The sequence below is a fragment of the Ruegeria sp. BG6 genome, from assembly GCF_056538465.1.
The window spans coordinates 25490-43452 of record NZ_JBQFTB010000022.1 but is presented as its reverse complement, the minus strand read 5'-3'; the positions used below and the strand labels follow the sequence as shown (position 1 = coordinate 43452).

At 54.3% G+C, this 17963-nt stretch carries 19 protein-coding genes and 1 pseudogene; 10 read left to right on the top strand and 10 right to left on the bottom strand.

Translation table 11 applies throughout. The features are described from left to right. Nucleotides 1-141: 141 nt before the first annotated feature. The 4 genes from ACR0JW_RS22945 to ACR0JW_RS22930 all read right to left on the bottom strand — a co-directional run bounded on the left by ACR0JW_RS22945 (nucleotide 142) and on the right by ACR0JW_RS22930 (nucleotide 3586). Nucleotides 142-999, bottom strand: a complete 858-nt coding sequence (locus tag ACR0JW_RS22945; protein WP_170682849.1) for a class I SAM-dependent methyltransferase — start codon at nucleotides 997-999, stop codon at nucleotides 142-144. After that, nucleotides 992-1279 (bottom strand): acyl carrier protein, encoded by a 288-nt coding sequence (locus ACR0JW_RS22940; RefSeq protein WP_170682848.1) that lies wholly within the window; start codon nucleotides 1277-1279, stop codon nucleotides 992-994. The genes ACR0JW_RS22945 and ACR0JW_RS22940 overlap by 8 nt, the downstream gene beginning before the upstream one ends. Further along, nucleotides 1279-2802, bottom strand: coding sequence for an AMP-binding protein (locus ACR0JW_RS22935; protein ID WP_170682847.1), 1524 nt, complete (start codon nucleotides 2800-2802; stop codon nucleotides 1279-1281). The genes ACR0JW_RS22940 and ACR0JW_RS22935 overlap by 1 nt, the downstream gene beginning before the upstream one ends. An 88-nt stretch (nucleotides 2803-2890) precedes the next feature. Continuing rightward, on the bottom strand, nucleotides 2891-3586 hold the full coding sequence (locus ACR0JW_RS22930) for a DUF374 domain-containing protein (protein ID WP_170682846.1): 696 nt from the start codon (nucleotides 3584-3586) through the stop codon (nucleotides 2891-2893). Between the two features lie 21 nt (nucleotides 3587-3607). Between ACR0JW_RS22930 and ACR0JW_RS22925 the strand changes: the two genes are divergently transcribed. Both ACR0JW_RS22925 and ACR0JW_RS22920 read left to right on the top strand, forming a co-directional pair. Continuing rightward, nucleotides 3608-3865, top strand: coding sequence for a hypothetical protein (locus ACR0JW_RS22925; protein WP_170682845.1), 258 nt, complete (start codon nucleotides 3608-3610; stop codon nucleotides 3863-3865). Nucleotides 3866-3982: 117 nt separating this feature from the next. Beyond that, nucleotides 3983-4740 (top strand): annotated as a pseudogene (locus ACR0JW_RS22920) (IS5 family transposase). A 140-nt stretch (nucleotides 4741-4880) separates the two neighbouring features. Here the strand turns inward: ACR0JW_RS22920 and ACR0JW_RS22915 are convergent. Beyond that, a complete protein-coding gene (locus ACR0JW_RS22915) occupies nucleotides 4881-5681 on the bottom strand; it encodes a glutathione S-transferase family protein (protein WP_170680716.1) in 801 nt (266 codons plus the stop codon). 4 nt (nucleotides 5682-5685) lie between these two features. Next, nucleotides 5686-6129: a cupin domain-containing protein gene (locus tag ACR0JW_RS22910; protein WP_170680718.1), complete on the bottom strand. Its 444-nt coding sequence runs from the start codon at nucleotides 6127-6129 to the stop codon at nucleotides 5686-5688. 43 nt (nucleotides 6130-6172) lie between these two features. On the opposite strand from ACR0JW_RS22910, the gene ACR0JW_RS22905 reads away from it, so the two are divergent. Continuing rightward, a complete protein-coding gene (locus tag ACR0JW_RS22905; RefSeq protein WP_480714526.1) occupies nucleotides 6173-7174 on the top strand; it encodes a LysR family transcriptional regulator in 1002 nt (333 codons plus the stop codon). 326 nt (nucleotides 7175-7500) lie between these two features. Here the strand turns inward: ACR0JW_RS22905 and ACR0JW_RS22900 are convergent, their stop codons facing one another. After that, nucleotides 7501-9126: an adenylate/guanylate cyclase domain-containing protein gene (locus tag ACR0JW_RS22900; protein ID WP_480714525.1), complete on the bottom strand. Its 1626-nt coding sequence runs from the start codon at nucleotides 9124-9126 to the stop codon at nucleotides 7501-7503. 339 nt (nucleotides 9127-9465) lie between these two features. Here ACR0JW_RS22900 and ACR0JW_RS22895 point away from each other — a divergent pair, with 339 nt between their 5' ends. Continuing rightward, nucleotides 9466-9957, top strand: coding sequence for an NAD(P)-dependent oxidoreductase (locus ACR0JW_RS22895; RefSeq protein WP_480714524.1), 492 nt, complete (start codon nucleotides 9466-9468; stop codon nucleotides 9955-9957). 346 nt (nucleotides 9958-10303) lie between these two features. On the opposite strand, the gene ACR0JW_RS22890 is transcribed toward ACR0JW_RS22895, so the two are convergent. After that, entirely contained in the window at nucleotides 10304-11200 is an 897-nt protein-coding gene (locus ACR0JW_RS22890; protein WP_170678899.1) for a LysR family transcriptional regulator, read from the bottom strand. A gap of 141 nt (nucleotides 11201-11341) precedes the next feature. On the opposite strand from ACR0JW_RS22890, the gene ACR0JW_RS22885 reads away from it, so the two are divergent. The 4 genes from ACR0JW_RS22885 (at nucleotide 11342) to ACR0JW_RS22870 (ending at nucleotide 14128) form a co-directional block, all read left to right on the top strand. Beyond that, on the top strand, nucleotides 11342-11836 hold the full coding sequence (locus tag ACR0JW_RS22885; RefSeq protein WP_480714523.1) for a nuclear transport factor 2 family protein: 495 nt from the start codon (nucleotides 11342-11344) through the stop codon (nucleotides 11834-11836). Between the two features lie 20 nt (nucleotides 11837-11856). Beyond that, on the top strand, nucleotides 11857-12249 hold the full coding sequence (locus tag ACR0JW_RS22880; protein ID WP_170678897.1) for a nuclear transport factor 2 family protein: 393 nt from the start codon (nucleotides 11857-11859) through the stop codon (nucleotides 12247-12249). Then, nucleotides 12246-12848 (top strand): NAD(P)H-dependent oxidoreductase, encoded by a 603-nt coding sequence (locus ACR0JW_RS22875; protein ID WP_170678895.1) that lies wholly within the window; start codon nucleotides 12246-12248, stop codon nucleotides 12846-12848. The genes ACR0JW_RS22880 and ACR0JW_RS22875 overlap by 4 nt, the downstream gene beginning before the upstream one ends. A gap of 113 nt (nucleotides 12849-12961) precedes the next feature. Beyond that, entirely contained in the window at nucleotides 12962-14128 is a 1167-nt protein-coding gene (locus tag ACR0JW_RS22870) for an adenylate/guanylate cyclase domain-containing protein (protein WP_480714522.1), read from the top strand. Between the two features lie 554 nt (nucleotides 14129-14682). Here the strand turns inward: ACR0JW_RS22870 and ACR0JW_RS22865 are convergent. Continuing rightward, nucleotides 14683-15582, bottom strand: coding sequence for a LysR family transcriptional regulator (locus ACR0JW_RS22865; RefSeq protein ID WP_170678891.1), 900 nt, complete (start codon nucleotides 15580-15582; stop codon nucleotides 14683-14685). 96 nt (nucleotides 15583-15678) lie between these two features. Here ACR0JW_RS22865 and ACR0JW_RS22860 point away from each other — a divergent pair, with 96 nt between their 5' ends. Both ACR0JW_RS22860 and ACR0JW_RS22855 read left to right on the top strand, forming a co-directional pair. Further along, nucleotides 15679-16326, top strand: a complete 648-nt coding sequence (locus ACR0JW_RS22860; RefSeq protein WP_480714521.1) for a class I SAM-dependent methyltransferase — start codon at nucleotides 15679-15681, stop codon at nucleotides 16324-16326. Between the two features lie 54 nt (nucleotides 16327-16380). After that, nucleotides 16381-16866, top strand: coding sequence for a GNAT family N-acetyltransferase (locus ACR0JW_RS22855; protein WP_480714520.1), 486 nt, complete (start codon nucleotides 16381-16383; stop codon nucleotides 16864-16866). On the opposite strand, the gene ACR0JW_RS22850 is transcribed toward ACR0JW_RS22855, so the two are convergent. Then, nucleotides 16833-17840: an AraC family transcriptional regulator gene (locus ACR0JW_RS22850; RefSeq protein WP_170678889.1), complete on the bottom strand. Its 1008-nt coding sequence runs from the start codon at nucleotides 17838-17840 to the stop codon at nucleotides 16833-16835. The two genes, ACR0JW_RS22855 and ACR0JW_RS22850, sit on opposite strands and share 34 nt — an antisense overlap. Nucleotides 17841-17963 lie beyond the last annotated feature (123 nt).

The following is a 17963-nucleotide window of genomic DNA, read 5'->3' as shown; positions in this document are numbered from 1 at the left end:
TTCAGCAAGTTCACCAGAGATGTAGCTGGACCCGTTGTCGCTGAGCAGCCGTGGCTTGTGGAAGTCGGTCGCCTGGGCACAGCCCGAAGCCGACGTTCAATGCTGTCAAACGCATCGAAACCCGGCTCGCGGCCGGACAATCTATCTGCCCCTGCGCCTGAACACGAAACGGCAAAGATAGAAACGTCTGCGTCGATATAGCAGGGACCCACCCCTGCAACTGTTCAGATAAAACTTGAACCGCTCTTCACCAACGATCCTGATCGCAGCGTCACTGTTGGCTATCAGCCCCTTTGCCCATTCGGCCAGAGTGTATTGGTAGTCTTCCGGGCGGTTTTCCATTGAAACCAGTTCCAGATGCGGATGGGACGCTTCGATCACGTCCGCGATTTCTGGCAGGTCACTTTCGGGGAAAATCTCATGTATCCTATTCATATCACGCTCTGCCGGACCAGCGTCACCCCACGTCATGGTCTGTAGGGAAAACCGGCCATCTCGCGTCATCCACTCGGCACAACGCCGGAACAGTTCCGAGTAAATTCGCAGCCTTTCTTCCCGTGACATACTGGGTTTCACGAAGTGCTCAAAAGCGCCGACGCTGACAATGGACTCGTAGGGCTCTTCAGGTTCATGATGTTCGTAGCTTTGCAGAGCCGCGGTTACGTTGGGCAGGCCCAAAGACCCGATGTAACGATGCTGAAGGGGGCTCAGCGTAAGGCCGTGTGCCGAGGCGGCTCCCAGGCGTTTGACCCCAGCGCTCAGCAGAGTACCCCAGCCACAACCGATGTCCAGCATGCGGTGCCCCGACGCAACATTCGCGGCACTGAGGTGATAGTTGATTTTTTCGTCCTGCGCTTCGTCCAGTGTCATGCCTGGTCGCGTGAAGCGCGCTGCCGTGTAAGTCATAGATCTGCCGAGCCAAAGCGAAAAAAAATCGGCGGGCATATCGTAGTGAAACTCAATAGCTTCCTGCGACGCCCCGGAGTTTGATTCAGTCATTGGCTGCCCCCGGCTTCAGCGAGTTCAGGCGATCAGCAATGTCTTCGATTCTGTCTTCAAAGTCGAGGAAATCATCAGGTAACAGGACCTGAGATTCGGCCTCAAGATGGTCGATGAGTTCGACGGCGCCAATGGAATCAATCCCCAGAGTAGATACGGTATCCGAACCCGAAATGTGGCCGTTTACAAGATGGTTCGGCAGGACCTTCTCGCTGGCGAGATCGCGCAGAATTGAGATCAGCCGATCAACTGTCCAGTCATTCCGGTTTTTCTGGTCCATCAAACCCGTCCTTCCCTAAATAGTTGCGCCGCCTTCTGGCGCATGAGTTTTCCACTGGAGGTGCGCGGTAAACGCCCTCCTATCGCATTTCTGATTACATCGACCTGTAAACCCAGTTCGCCAGCCACTGCAGCGCCCACCCTACGGGCTTGATCATCATCCCAGTTGCGACACTCTACTAGGAGAACAATCTCTTCCCGGTCTGCGCCGGAACGTATGCACGCAAAGGCCACGGCGCGTCCGACGCCGAGGTTCAGCGCATTTTCCGCGACCGCTTCAACCACAGTTGCAGGGAATGCTTCCGCGCCCCGCTTCAACACGTCCTTCGTTCGACCGGTAACATACAATCGACCGCCATCCATGAAACCCAAGTCGCCCGTATCAAACCACGCGTCCGATGCGAATGCTTCAAGCCCGAGGTAGCCTTTCAAAACTGATGGTCCACGGACCTGGATATGCCCCTCATCACCGGCGCCAATCTTGGTTCCGTCTTCGGTTACGATCCGGCACTCCATGTCCGGCAGCACTGGCCCGCAGGAGATGTACCCGTTACTGACAGACCACGTTTCACCAGAAGCACCACAGGAAATGCCTACGACAGTTTCCGCCATCCCATAGGTCGGCTGCACCACCCCTTTGCTTAATCCTGCAGCGGAGTATGCCTCCTCGAAAGCGTCAACCACTGCCGGAAACACCATCTCGCCGCCGATCCATGCATATCGAAGAGCAGTCAGGTCCACATTTTTGACTGTCCGGCGCGTCAATAGTTTCAGCGCTGTGGGCGGAGCCGTTGTAATAGTACCACCATAGTTTGAAATCGTTTCCAGCCACGCGGCCGGGCGACGTACAAAATGTTCAGTTTCCATGAGTACTAGGTTCGCTTTGCGGCTCAATGGAAGCAGAACTGCCATGAGGCCCATATCGTGATAAAGAGGTGCCCAGGACACCATCCGATCTGTCTCTGACAGCTTTGATCTCTGCGCTATTGCGTCCAGGTTGGCCTTAAGTTGCCCAAAGCGAACTACGGCCCCCTTGGCCCCGCCTGTGCTGCCCGAGGTGAATTGAACGAAAGCAATGTCGTCCGGGCTTCGATTTGCCAGAAAACTATTTGGATCTAAGGATAAATCCGATTGGGCGTCGTCTTGCGGCAACTCCAGCGTGTCAACTGTAGCATCCAAGGCCTCGGGCAAGTCTGTGCCCGCCTCCTTGAGCAACAGTCTTGGCTGCAGAACGGACCAGACATCATCCACACGGTGCCGCGACCGTTCAGTCGCAGTCCGACCCGCAAAGGAAGGCAGCACACAAAAAGCCGCGCCGGCGGACCAGCATCCGAACATTGCCGCGATCTGGTCTTCGCCTCGGTGCAACCACATGGCGACGCGATCACCCGGCGATACACCGTTCGACTTCAAAAGCTCCGCGATCAGCGCGGCGCGACGGGCGATGCGTGCCCTCGGAACCGCCACACCATCTGGAGACGTTTTTCCAACAAACACAAAATGTTCGGGCCAATATGTTTTCATATGGAAAATCTCTTTATGCCATTTTCTAAAAGATGATCGAGTCGGAGTCAGCTATCAACCGAAAATGGCGAATCCTACCGGACTGCTTCTATCGCCCTTCGGGCATACGACCTACAGCGCGGTCGGACTCATCTGTCACCGCATTCAGCGCTTTTTGCAAGCTAAGTCGAAGCCTCTCGCTTTCGATGTCGTCTGGAAAGCTCGATACGGCTTCATGCCATTCCTGGCAAAACAAAACGCCGCGAGTCCACAACGCGGGAAACCACATCTTGTCCCAAGTCGGCAGGACGTGGACCCGCCGCGCCGAGTAACTAACTAAAAAAACGCGTTTCGCAGAAGCGCGTGCCCAGGTTACTGGGGCAAGCGAAGCAATCCTGGCTGGTCCTCTAGGGCCGTCTGCTGCCACTCCAAGAGATACGCCCTCGCGAATGCCTCGCAACACCGCCCGCGTCAGCGCGACATGGCGTTGGTGCGAAGACATGCTGATCGTACCCAACCCAAATCGTTTGACAACATTTCCAGCAAGCTGACCAGCTCTTGAAGAGGATGTAAGCGAACAAATTGGTCCAAGCGAAGGGTCAAACAAGTAAGGCGACATCATCAGTCGTTGGTGCCAGAGCACGATGATTGCTGGCTCGCCGCTCCGCAATGAGTCTTCGAGGTCTTCAAATCCGATCCTCTCCCACCTTGATGTCGAAAATGCCAGCCAAATCCATGCCGCTACCATGGCTTCGACGCTGCGGTTGAGCCACGGGACGTCTGCAATTTTTCTTTTTTTTCCCATCACTTTTCACCGGCAACCGTTGTGGCTATCTTCGGCAACCGGGTTAATGAAAGCAATAAAGAGCTGGAAGATTCTTGTGCTGCGATGAACAAGTCTCTTCAGCAGGCAGGGCCAGCGCGTCGATACTCAGCACAAGGAAGGTTTTTTGGCCATTTGGCAATTTATCTCTCTGCGTCTGAACTGAATACTTCGGTCATTCATGTTACTGCACGTGCTGTTGCCAGAGCAGAGGCGCTTCCGGTTTGGGCTCGATTTAGTAATTTGCGGCTTTCGGTGTAAGCGACTGCTTCGTGAACGGAGTGGCCGTCGGCTCCGCGTCATCCACTGCCCTAGGCTCAGGACTCATTGATTTCCGTTTGTTTGCGTGATTCACGCGTAGAAAAACGAGCGGTGAACATGTCGGACCTATTCTGGTTGAGCGACGCGCAGATGGCGCGGCTTGCACCTTTCTTTCCGAAGTCCCATGGCAAGCCCCGAGTTGACGATAAGCGCGTACTGAGCGGAATTATCTTCATCAATCGCAATGGGTTGAGGTGGCGTGACGCACCCAAAGAATACGGGCCGCACAAGACGTTGTACAATCGTTGGAAGCGATGGAGCGATTAGGGAATTTTTGCCGAGATTTTGATTGGTTTGGCCGCAGATCACGGTGAAAAGAAGACAATCATGATCGAGGCGACCTACCTCAAAGCCCATCGCACGGCGTCGAGCCTTGCGGTGAAAAAGGTGGACGTAGCCGTCTGATCGGGCGGACAAAGGGCGGGTTGAACACCAAGCTTCACGCGATCTGTGACAGCATTGGACGACCGTTGAACTTCTTCGTAACCGCCGGTCAGGTCAGTGATTATATCGGCGCTCGGGCTCTCGTTTCCAATCTGCCAAAGGTCGATTGGCTGCTGGGTGATCGAGGCTATGGCGCTGATTGGTTCAGAGAAGCATTGAAGGACAAAGGGATACGCGCCAGTATCCCCGGTCGAAAGCAACGCAAGACAGCAGTCCGATACGACAAGCGACGATACAAACGACGTAACCGGATCGAGATCATGTTTGGCAGGCTGAAGGGCTGGCGGAGAGTGGAAACAAGGTACGACAGATGCCCGAAGTTCTTTCTGTCCGCAATCGCGCTTGCCGCACTTGTTATCTATTGGCTATGAGTCCTGAGTCTAAGTGACGGTGGTCAGCTTTGTCAGCGAAGCAGACATTCATGTAAGTTGCAGCGATTGACCGCTTCGAGCCCATTTTGTCCAATGCCGCGCGGCGCACGAATGTCCGGTACTGGGCATCTAATCAATAGTCAGGCGACAAGGCCCAGCTGTTTGTCGGTGGCTGTACCCGCATACTTTTCCCTCGGGGGCATGGGCCTTGACTGCCAGGCCGGCTCGAAGGTGAAACTTGATACGCTGCGACCGTCAGGTAGGGCACCGTTTCCGGCCCCGAGCGCGTAGTCGTAGTAGAGTTTGACGATTTCTTCCTCGGTCACCTGTGCTGTTTCTGGATGCGCTATGCATGCATCACGCCACGCTCGTACCCGGTCATATTCTTTGCCAGCGGGTAGTTTGAACCCTTCGTAGTAGTCAAGGAACCAAAACCGCTTGAACATCGGGGTAAAAACAGCCTCTGCCAAACCGAAGTTCTCGAACAGGAATGGGCCAGTCGGATTATGATGAGCTAAGAAATCATCAAGGTCTCGATAGAGCGCGAGGAGTTTATTCAAATGCTCATCTCGGCGCGCCTGATCCTGATTCATGACAAAGAGATAGCCTGCCATTGTAAAGGGTCCTTCGCGGGCGATCAGCATCGACTCAATGGCGTGCTCGGCAGGATCACTTCGGCGCAATGGTGCCCCCGGTAGAGCCTCGTCAAGATAGCGCAGGATCACGAGGCTTTCTTTCAAAATAAGGCCGTCGCTGGTTTCCAGCACGGGCAAGGCTGTCGTCCCTCGGGTCTTGGCCAGCAATTCAGGGTCGCGCGGCTTGGTGATATCCACCACACGAAATTCTACGGCATCCGTCAGTCCGCGCAGCGCTAGTAGGATTTCCAGTCGCTGCGAAAAGGGACAGACGGGGATATGATAGACGATGTGTTTGCCAGTCATGGTATCAATCCAATGGTGGGCCAGTGAAGGCCATGTTGTGCCGCTTGGCGCTCTCTTCGATAGCAGGCATATCCTCGGGAATGCGGCACTGACCGGCTGCCATGTCGGAAAAGAAACCTTCGAATCCGCCGGGTGTAAGGATCACGAGATGGCGGCAAGGTTCGTCGTCTGTCACCTTGAAGGTATGTTCTTTGCCTCGTGGGATGAATACGCTTTCGCCGGCCCCTGCGGAAAACTCCTCGCCTTCCAACCAGAACCTGCACGTGCCGGTCAGGATTACGAAGGTTTCGTCTTCGTTTTGATGCACATGGCGCGGAGGGCCGCTACCAGCAGGAGACCAACTGTCCACTATAGACATAGTGCCGCCTGTCTGTTCTGGGCCGAGGATGGTTTTGTATTTTACGCCGAGCCATTCGATGGCTCCGTCGATTTGGGCCAGGTCCTTCATCGTTTCTCTCCATTAGCATCGGATTGAAACGAAAGCGCTTCCGTTGACAGAAGCCTATCCGAAGGCCAACCTATCAGGCAAACCGCAATATCAAATACAGGATATCGGCCAGGTGAATTTCGCTACACTGGACCTCAATCTTTTACGCGTATTGGACGCCCTCTTTAGCGAAGGCTCAACCGTCAAGGCGGCCGACAGGCTAGCCATGTCGCAATCCGCAGTCTCTGGTGCATTGTCGCGTCTTCGTCATGCCTTGGACGATCCCCTTTTTGTCCGGCAGGGAAACCGTTTGGTCGCTACCGATTACGCGTCCAAGATTGAATTCGGTTTGCGCGAAGAACTCGAACGTCTTGAGGCTTTGCTAGCTCCACCAACAACCTTTGATCCGCAAACCGCTGAAGGCACTTTCCGGATCGCTGCCAGCGATTTCTTCGCGGAACTCCTGATGCCGCCTTTGGCTGATCTTTTGCAAAAATCGGCGCCCAATCTACGAGCGCAGTTGGTTGATCTGGTTCCGAATGACTATGTGGCCAGCCTTGAACAACGCAACGCTGACATTGCGCTGATCCCGGATTTGCTCCTGCCGGACTGGGTCAATCGGCAGCCACTCTTCCATTCCCCGTTCCACGTGATAGCTCGCAAGGGAAATCCAAAGCTTGAGGGGCTTCAGGAAGGGACGCAAATGCACATGGATACCTTCTGCGCACTCCACCACGTCTTGTTCTCCCCAGAAGGGAACCTGGCTGCAATGGGTGATGCTGCCCTTAATCGCGTCGGAAAGCAGCGACAGGTTGCTATGACAGTGCCCGTCTTTAGTGGCGTTTGCCGGGCGGTTAGCGAAAGCGACCTTATCGCGCTTGTACCCGCGCAGCTTGCAAAGAAAGTGGCCAAAACATTCGGACTGAACGTGTTCGAACCTCCGATGCATATTGAACCGGCTTTGATCATCGGCATCTGGCACAAGCGTTCAGACAACGCCCCGATGGCGGCCTGGATGCGTAGCCAAGTCTTCGAATTAATGAAGGGTTTGGAGTTTGACGGTTAGTCAAATTGTTCTAAGCAGCGGCCGTATGGCAGATACAAGTTGACGTTTCGAATAACAGAATCGAAATAGGTTCTATCAGCCAATGCAGACATTCGCGCAGCCGCAGCGAACGAACGTTTTGGTCCCCAAAGTGGTCGTTAATGGCAAGTACGGCGGATGACCGCGTTGAGCCCAAAGCGACCCTGAAAAATGACGCAACTCGTCGCCCGCGGTGAATGTAGATAGCGTGCTTTAGGTTGGGTCGTGGTAGAATATCGAAAGGCGAGAACATCTTACATATCTGCCATTCGATTATTAGCCTACGCTCTAGTAACCCATCTAAGCCTCTATGCTTGGATCGGTTCACTTGGCAACCCTATAGCCTCTCTGATGGGGTCAGGCAGATGAAGATTTTGTGCGAGGATATCCGCTTTTTCTGACAGCGCTTCCGCACGTTCTGCAGCAGTTTCTGCTTTGGGGTGCATTCCCGACTTCCTGAGTATCCACGCCTTCACTAACCAAAAGTGTCTGCAGTAGGGGCGCATTTCAGTAGCGTCTGAAATTGCTTCGATCGCGAGTTGCTTATCACCTGCCATCATGTGGGCAATCGAAAGGGGATAAAGCCGGTACGGAAGAAACGGATCCTCGGTGGAACGACTCACGGCCTTCGCTAAACTTTTCCGAGCAGCTTCCCAGTTGCTGGCAATAACTTCGGTGTAACCGCTCGCCTCCATACCCAAAACATAGTTGGGATTCAGTCTGAAAATCCTATCAATGTCCTTCCGGGCGCCATGCAGATCACCCGCGAGGCGCGCGCGCACCTGCGCCCGCGTATACCAGCAGTAGTCAGAGCGAGGCGCAGCCTGAACGGCCTTGTTCGATGACTCTATGATCCGCATTCGCAAATCAGGATCAGCCTCGCGATAGCATGCCTCTAAGGGGTACAATTTGGCTTCACACCACATTGCAAGCCCGGACCCGTTCTCGGGATCAAGTCGAAGCGCTCGCTCCAGCAATTTACCCGCATGCTTATAGTCCTCGACGGTGGCACGGTAAAACAGCATTGCCGCTCGGGATCTCAACTCACTTGGGCTCAATTGATCGTCTGGAATGTCATTAAGACGGTCACCGTCAAACGCATTGATCTGCAGACGTAAATCGTCTGACAGCTGTTCTGCAGCCCGGTCGCTTAGTTCAAACAAATCCTTTGAATCTCCGTTTAGGAAGCGCGACCAGGTTACCTGTCCATCTCCCAACCGGGTAAGGCTGGAGGATATCCTTGCTTCAGTCTCCCGGCAGCGCAACCTGCACCTCAGGCTGTAAGTTGCTTTGGTCTCGGATGTTGAATCTGTTGCAATTACACGCACACCTGTGCGGCGCGAAAGACTGTGAACCAACTGCTCCTGCAGGTCAGCGCAAACCTCAAGAGTCTCTCTCGTTTCGGGAGCACTTGTGACCGGCTCGACCGCAATGGAAGGCAATTCGGTTAGTTCAATTTCACGCTGCGTGGCGGGCCGCCATTGAAACCCATTCACCGGATTAGCAAGATTCTTCAAATCGAACGTGCCCGCATCGCTGAAACCCGCTGAGAACTTTTCGTCCAACTGCCGCTTAAGGTCTTCGGAGATCATCACACCACCGGGTGGCGCTTCGGTTTGTAGGCGGGCGGTGATGTTTATACCGGCGCCATAAATGTCGGCCTCGTCTTGAACGATCTCACCGAGATGCGCTGCCATCCTCAGCCTGATTTTCTTATGGTCGACCAATCCCAATTGCACAAATTGAGCGGTTTCGATTGCCGCCGATACTGAAGGAAAGGCAATAATCCATCCATCGCCCATACGCTTCAGTATTTCGCCGCCTCTTTGTACGGCCGCTGGTTCCAGTAGTTTATCCCGAAGTTCATGGACCAGCCCGATTGCGAGCGACTGATCCGCCTCCATTGCGGACGTATAGCCGACCAGGTCAGCCATCAAGATTACGGCCAGGCGAGCTCTCATAAAGCAAGGTTAAGACAACGCTCAGGTATTGTCATCTTTTGAAACGGGCGAAGCGGCCTCTGGGCACCATCAAAGCAATGCAATGAATGGCGGCTTCGTCCGCGAAGTAGACGTTCAAGCAAGTTGCAGCGAATGTCTGCTTCGAGCCCAATGCAGACATTTGGTTCAAGCGCAGCATCTGTCAAAAAGGACTAGAAACGTTCATTCACTGCGTCCCGCGTCTTGGTTCGCGAAGCAATGTTAAGCCGTCATTGTGTTTACATTCCGTACTGGTCCAAACTGACTCTCAGTAAGAGTTAAAGGGAGACCCCGATGAGCGAAGAAACAATCGGATTTGTTGGTGTTGGCTTGATGGGGCAAGGTATGGCCGCAAATCTGCTGAAAGCCGGCTTCACTGTTAATGTGGTTGCTCATCGAAACCGTGGCCCTGTCGATGAGTTGGTCGCTCAGGGTGCGACGGAGGCGGAAAACCTCGCGGAGCTTGCAGCAGTGTCATCAGTTATCCATGTTTGTGCGCCCGGTTCTCCTCAGGTCGAGGCAATCGTGGCAGCCATGATGCCGTCCATGCAGGCCGGTAGCGTCATTGTAGACTGCTCCACGTCAGACCCGAATTCCACTATCGCACTCGCGAATAAGTTAGCGCAGGCCGGTCACCACATGGCGGACGCGCCGTTGGGCGTGACACCCGTGCAGGCACAGAACGGAGAGCTGGCGACCATGGTCGGCGCCGACCCAGTTGTTTTTGAGCGGTTGAAGCCTGTTATCGCAGCTTGGGCAAAGCTGCAATTGAGCCTCCCCAACTGAACTGGTCGACCGTTATGTTTAGGAAACGGAGGACCACGAATGGCAAACAAGAGACCCCACAGTGCATTGGGTTATCGCCCACCAGCCCCGGAAACCATCATCCACATGGATCAGAGGCCAACAATGCACTAACAATCAAATTGGACCAGTCAGATGAGGCTGCTCACTCTGGCATCCGATCAGGTTCGGCCCGAAAATCACGCACTGACATTAAACCAGCCGCCGAAGGGCGCTGCATCGCATCGCTGTTCAGCAAAGGTTCTGACGGGTAGATATCAGCGTATCTTAGGGGCAATAAGCGGCTCCGGCTTGCAATACTCGATATGTGAGGTCTGCGCGTGCAAGGTCAAACAGGTTGCTGGTGCTTCATGTGGTCGATGAATAACCTCAAGGGCATCATAGATTTATACTCGCGCGGGAAATACATGAAAATTCCTGGGGTGAGGGCCAAATGGTCATCCAGAACCGGTTGCAACTCTCCTGCAGCGATCTGCGCATCAACATAGGCCTTGAACGTATAGGCCAGCCCAAGCCCTCGCTTGGCCAGATCGACAGAGGCTGGAAGGGCGTTGGCGATCAGATTGCCTTGCACATCGACAGAGTACTCCCCCTCGTTCGATTGGAAACTCCATGGCGCAATCTGACCTGAAGACTGAAACCTGTAGCGGATGCAGCTATGCCCAAGTAGATCACGCGGCGTTTCCGGGATACCCCGTGTCGCAAGGTAGTCCGGGCTGGCGACAACGGTCACCGGAAGCGGCGGGGTCAACCGCACCGCCACCATGTCTTGCGCCACACGATCCCCCAGACGGAATCCAGCATGCAATTCCTCGCCGAGTATGTCTGACAGCGCATCGGTCAGCGACAGTTCCAGTTCCATTTCTGAATATGCGCCGCAAAAACTCTTGAGCGCCGGACCAACATACAGGTGGTAGGCGAATTCCGGCATCGCCAGTTTCAACGTGCCCCGCGCGGCGTGACCGGTGCTGCGGGCGCTTTCGACTGCTTCGGACAATTGGTCGAAGGCAGGGCCTGCGCCACGGATCAGGGCCCGTCCGGATTCTGTTAAGCTGATTGAGCGGGTCGTCCGGACAAAAAGCGCGGTGCCCAGCTGTTCTTCCAGCGCTTTCAGCTGGTGGCTGACGGTCGACGGCTTGATGCCCAGCACCTCGGCCGCAGCACGCAACGACCCATGGCGCGCGATGGCGGTAAAGATCTCGAGGGTGGAAAGTGGCAGGCGCATCGTGTCCCCGAATTACTCCATTATTAGATTGTATACATGAAAAAGGTGAATGAAGAGTGAATTATCACTTATCGCCGAAGTTAATATCTTCGTGTCATCGCAGCCCAGAAGGCTGTCACCAAGTATTCAGGAGGACACAAGATGAACAGTCTGACCAAAGTTGCTGCCCTCACCGCCGCTCTGATCTCAGGAGAGACCGCCATGGCCGCATCCCCCGAAGAAAATATCAAGGTCGTACAGGACTTCTTCGCCGCCTATGGCACCGGTGATCTGGAAGGCATCGCAGCGGTGATGGACGCGAATGTCAAATGGTACATTCCGGGGCGCCACCCCTTGTCCGGAACCAAGATTGGTCGTGATGAGGTGCGGGCCTTCTTCGAACAACTGGGCACAGCCGGATTTCAGGCTGAACCAATCTATTTCGGAGCGGACGAGACCAATGTGGTTGATATCCACCGTGGCTGGTCGGACGCAGATGGCAAACCGAATGTCGATACCACATGGGCCCTCGTCTATCGGATCGAGAATGGCAAGATCGTCGAAGCAACCAACTTGTCCGCCGATCAGGATGCAGCAAACACGTTTTTCTGGTCCCAATACTCGCTGGCTCCGGTCCCTGAGCGACTGGCCAAATAAACGATCAACAGGTGTTTCAAGTGCCCGATTACCCCGAAATCCGCAGTTTCATCGCAGACTGGTTTGCCCGGTTTGACAAGCTGGATCCGATCGGGGAATTCCTGCCTGATCTCCACCCAGACGTGCACTGGGACATGCCTGACGTCGACACCACACTCAGCGGGCATGACCGCGTGCGGGCCTGGTATCGTGGCGTGCTTGAGACTTTGCAGCGCCCAACCGAGCATCACGTTAGCAAGGTTGCAATCAAGCCCGGTGCCGCACAGTTCGAAGTTCTGTTTCGTGCCACGACCGTTTCAGGAGACCACATTGAAGCCCGCGTTCAGGAACACTGGCGCTTCGAAACCCGCACAGATGGCCGCCCGCTGATCACTCATTATTCCGCTAAGTTCCTGCAAGAGGCAGACACATGAAAACTCTCGTACTCACCGCTCACCCGGACCTGGGCAAATCGCGCATCAACCGCGCCTGGTTTGACGCACTTTCAGAGGCCGCCGACGTGACAACCCGCGATCTGGCCGCCATTGGCCGCGGCGATATGCGTTTTGACGTCGAAGCCGAACAGGCCCTCTTGCTGGCCCATGACCGGATCGTGTTCCAGTTTCCATTCTACTGGTATTCAGCACCCCCGGTGATGAAAGCTTGGATGGATCAGGTGCTGAACTATGGCTTTGCCTATGGGCCGGGCGGCGACCAACTAAAAGGTCGTGAGTTCCTCATCCTTGTCTCGACCGGAGGTCCCGAGCACAGCTATCACGCAGGCGGATACAACAACTTTACGATGGCCGAGTTTCTGAAACCGTTCCAACAGACAGCGAACCTGGCCGGAATGACGTATCTAAGGCCGTTCGTGGCTCATGGCATGGCTGTGGCCACTCAGGAGCAGATTGACGCGAACGTCCCCCATATGTTGGCGTATTTGAGCGACCCCGAACTGGACCCCAAGGTGAGACAGGCCCGTTTGCTCAAACAATTGGAAGACGACCCCTCACTGGCAGCGGCAGTAAGCTGAGGCCGACCTATCCTGCGCCCGGCAGAAAAGCACAGGTTTTTCCAGCCGGCGCGGGTTTTCTAACTACCAATGACGGGTAAACTATCAGCGCGGAACAAGAGTGTGAGAGCCCAGTGACCGAGATTGATCGCCTGAACCACTGGTTGATTTCCGATGGTCGCCTGCTGGGCGACGAGAGGCTCATCGTCAAAGGGTATTGCGAAGGATTGACCGCGCTTGGCGTACCTTTGGCCCGCGCAAGGATTGCACAGAATTACTCTAACCCTTTGCTCAGCGCGTGGGGGATCATCTGGACACCCGAGGAAACCCGCCGTTACACCGTACCGACCACGGTTTTGTCGACCAGTGCGTGGCAAGGCAGTCCGTTCGAATATGTCGTCACCCAGCGGCGCCCATTGCGCAAGCGTCTGACGGATCTCAATGTCCGGGCAGAACATCCGGTCTATGCCGAGCTGGCCGAAGCAGGCGCCACCGATTTTCTGGCCATCCCGCTTGAACATGGAAACGGCTCGGTTCAGGGCACCAGTTTTACCTCTAACGCAGATGCTGGGTTTTCGGACTCGCATATCCGATACATCGAAGACACGCGATACGCACTTGCCGCTGCTTTGGAACCCATTGCGATGCGCCAGTCGCAAAAGAGCCTTCTTCAAACCTATCTGGGGCACGGCCCCGCAGAAGAAATCGATCAGGGGCACATAATGCGCAACGAACACAGAACAGTTTCTGCAGCAATCCTGTTTGCGGATCTGCGCGGTTTCACTGAGAAAGCTTCATCCTTGTCCGAAAGCGACTTGCTTTGCATGATGGGCGAGTATTTCGAGATGGCGGTGTCACCCATCCAGGACAATGGGGGTGATGTTCTTAAATTCATGGGGGATGGCATACTCGCTATTTTCAACGTTGATGACGATGCGGCAGCCTCGTGCAGATCTGCGGTACAGGCGGCAGAACAAGCCCTGGCAAATCTGCGCGACTACAACGATGCAGCAGTCGAAAAGAAAAAAGAGCCAATCAAATTCGTAGTCGGCATTGAGTTCGGTCGCGTCACCTTTGGCAACATCGGCAGTCCGGACCGTTTGGATTTCACGGTCGTCGGTCAGGCTGTGAACGTGGCCAGTCGGGTTCAGGAGCTGTGTAAGAAACTGGACGAAAAGATATTGGTGACACAGAGCGTCGCCGAGCACATGATGCGAAAAATCCAGTCAGCCGGCTATCATTCTGTTCGCGGCTTGCCTGAGGAAATCGAGGTGTTTAAGACCCGAGAGAATCGCTCCTGAAATCAACTATTCGGCGAACTCAATTGTTATTTTCGTACCGATCGCAAGAATATAGCTTTTTCTGCACTTTGATACCAGTCGGCGGAAAGTAGAAAAGAACACAGGTTGGCCACGTGCCTCTGGATTTGGTTGAAATACCAATTTCTGTTTTGGGTGAAGTTAAACCACTGAATCGGGTCAATAGAGAATGACCGCAGCCCACCCTTGGTGTGATTTCGCTGATGGTGCTGTCTCCAAGGCAGACGTAGAGGGGAACGGCAGCTTCGTTCCCCGGTGTTGGCCTACTACAACTTCCTCATGATGCGCTTAATGAGAATGCTCGCAACGTCGGTGATACTGGAATGCAGCGACTTCAATCAATGCCTGCTTTGAGGAAGCTTCAACGCAGCGGATACGGTTAGGATGAAAGACCACAATCGGCTGGTTTTTCGACGTTGAAGCTTGCGGCCCGACTGTCTGGTTCGTCCGTGTAGCAGGCCCTAGCGCAACGTGCAGCGAACGACTGCTCCGAGCCCAAAGCAGACTCCAGTCCACGACACCGGACCAACTCAAGTTCAATAATTTGTCCGCGAGCCGAGATGGTCTGCAAGCTGATCAAAAACCAACCTGATCCTTCGCGCTGTTTGTAACTCAGAGTGTGTGGCCAACCAGATAGGAAATTTGAATGGCTCGCGTTCGGGCAGAACACGCTCCACACCGGGTGTAAGGGCCGCCACATCGTCTGACATAACACTAATGCCGAAGCCTTGGCGCACGAGCTCCCATGACACCATCCCGCTCTGCGATCCAATCCGAAAATTCTTGCGGGTTACTTCGATGCCAGCCGGATTGAGAAATCCAATCATCGTGTCAACATCGCCAAAGCCGACGAAATCCAACTTAGTAAGTTCGTCTTCATTTCGTGGTCGCCCAACCTGTTCGAGGTATGAAGGGGCAGCGTAAAAATGTGCCGACGCTTCTGCCACGAGCTTTGCAATCAGGTCCGGCTGTGTCGGGCGCACATGCCGAATTGCGATATCTGCCTCGCGCCGCTGTATGTCTCGTATGTCATTTGCTGCGACAACGTCGATCTCCAGGCGCGGCGCCGCGAGCCTGATCTGTTTGAGAATAGGCGGTAACTGATAGGCTGACATCACGTCGGACGCAGTGATCCTGACTTGCCCTTCTATTGCTTGTGACTGGCTTGTTGCGGTCAGAGAAATCCTGTTCGCGACATTTGCCATTTCACCGACATGTACCAACAGCTCAGCACCGGCGGTTGTCAGATTAAGCGACTTGCCGACCCTTTCAAACAAGGTGACGCCAAGCGCCTGTTCCAGCGCGGCGACCTGACGACCAACGGTTGGCTGGGTCTGCTCAAGCACGCGCGCCGCTGCGGAAAACGAGCCTTCTTCTGCCGTTGCAAGAAAGGACCGAGCCTGGTTCCAATCGAAACTGATAGCCTTCCAATTCATGCATTAATGCATAACAGTTCTACAATATCTGGCAATTTGATAAATCGACGTTTTAAGATATTGGCTCCGGTGACACCAAAGAAAAAGAGAAACGATATGGCTGCATTGTCCAAAGATGCCGCATTTTGGAGCAAGATTTCGCGCAAGTATGCGGCTGATCCTATCCGAAATATGGAAGGGTATCTGAACACGCTCGAACGTACGAAGTCCTACCTGAAAGCCGAAGACAGCGTGCTGGAAATCGGCTGTGGGACAGGGTCAACCGCGTTGCTGCTGGCACCGCATGTGGCTCAAATAACTGGCTCCGATCTCGCACCGGGGATGATCGAAATCGCCAACGAGAAACGCGCCGAAGAAGAGCTGGAGAATGTCACGTTCAAAGTGGCCGAGGTTCTGCAGCACGATCCTGACAACGATTCTTTCGACGCTGTCCTCGCACATAATTTGCTGCACCTTGTTCCCGACCTGAGCCAAGCTCTCGAACACATTTCGACCCTTACAAAACCCGGTGGAGTTTTTATTTCCAAGACCGTCTGCGCTCCAGAGAGTGGAGGGTTCAAATATGGCGTGATCAGCCGAATAGCGATCCCGATTATGCAGGTGCTCGGGAAAGCTCCGTTCGTAAATTTCGTATCCGTAGCTGAACTCCAGCAGGCTATTGAACGTGCGGGCTTCGATATCGTTGAGACAGCTGATCAAACCGGGCTATTGCCGAGCCGGTACATTGTCGCGAGAAAGCTGTGAAACAGTATTGGCAACATAATTGCTTTGCATGCAAGGGACAGCTCGGGCCATCAAATGAGTATAATGATGAAAGATGGGATTTCATTTGCACGCCTTTCGGAAATCGATCCGAATGACATTGCGGTTCATATGTCTGACCCCCGGGTAGCAGAGCATATGCCGCTTTTGACCTTCAAGTGCAATGTTGGGGTCGCAAGAGAGTTTATCGCCAACAAGGAAGGCAACTGGGCGCGGGACGGTCTTGGACATTGGGCGTTTTTGTCAGGCGGTCGGTATGTTGGCTGGGGGGGCTTTCAAAAAGAAGATGACAAGTGGGATTTTGGGTTGGTTTTGCGGCCCGACGCCTTTGGCCTTGGGAAACGGATTTCCAAAATGGCAATCGACTTTGCGATTGCTGACAAACGTATCCCCTTTGTCACGTTTCTGTTGCCACCAAGTAGAAAAAATCTGGGTGCGCTCAGGAAGCTCGGTGCCAAATTCATCGGCGAGATCGAATACGAAGATGCTCAGTTTCTCAAGTTTCGCCTGGATACGAAGTGAACTCCGTTCTTCCTGATTTTTCCGGGTGGTGCGCCAAACACCCGTTTGAAGGCTTTGTTGAACGCAGGCTCTGACAAGTATCCGATGTCAGCGGCAATCTGCGAGATAGGTTGATCGGTGGACACCAACCTTTCGCCGGCCAGGTGCATACGCCACGTTGCAAGATACTGGATTGCTGGAACGCCTACCAACTCAGTAAACCGTGCAGCGAAAGCGGATCTGGACATACCAGCAACCTCCGCGAGAGACTCGACTGTCCAAGCCGCAGCAGGCGTACGGTGAATTGCGACTATCGTGCGCCCGATCTGCGGGTCTCGCGCAGCTTTTAACCAGCCTCGATCTGCATCGGGTGCGCTGTTCAGCCAACGACGAATGGCCTCGATGACAACCACATCGGCCAGTCGCGTGATCACGGTTTCGCCGCCCGGTCTCAATTCCCGCGCCTCTTTTGCGATGAATTGCAAAGTTGCCTGTAACCAGCTTCCGGCGTCCTCCTCCCACGGGTCGATTTTGAGTACATCCGGAAGCAAGCGCATCAACATATCACTGGCGGCGTGATCTATTCGGACCAAGCCGTACATGATGCCCGTCTCCGCGCCGCCGCCGCCGTATTCCAGTGTTTCATAAAGCTCGGTTACCTTGCGAATTGGCAACTCCTCCAGCGTCAAAAGCGGCGTGTCTTCTGAGCTAAAGAAACCTACAGGTGCTCCGTTGGTCATCAAGACCAGATCGCCTTTTTCGACCTCGAACGGGTCATCGTCACCGACCTTCATCAAGCACCGCCCGTGTGTGATGACCGCAAAGCTCAGTACGCCGGGAAATCCCGGTATCGATACGCCCCATGGTGCAGTCATGCGAGACTGGCAATAGAATGTACCTGTCAATTTCAGCAAATGGAGGATTTCCCCCAGCGGATCGCCGATCGGCTGTGCCAGTGCATCTGGGTCAGGGACATGAGGTTCAACCTTGTTCATGTGCGGACCTTGGCTGAAATTTAGCTCTTCGTCTACCTGTCTTGGACGATCGAATAAGAATATCGGATTTTGAAGAATAGAACATCTCTATTGATTGCCTAATTTCGGGCCATCAAGTGAACT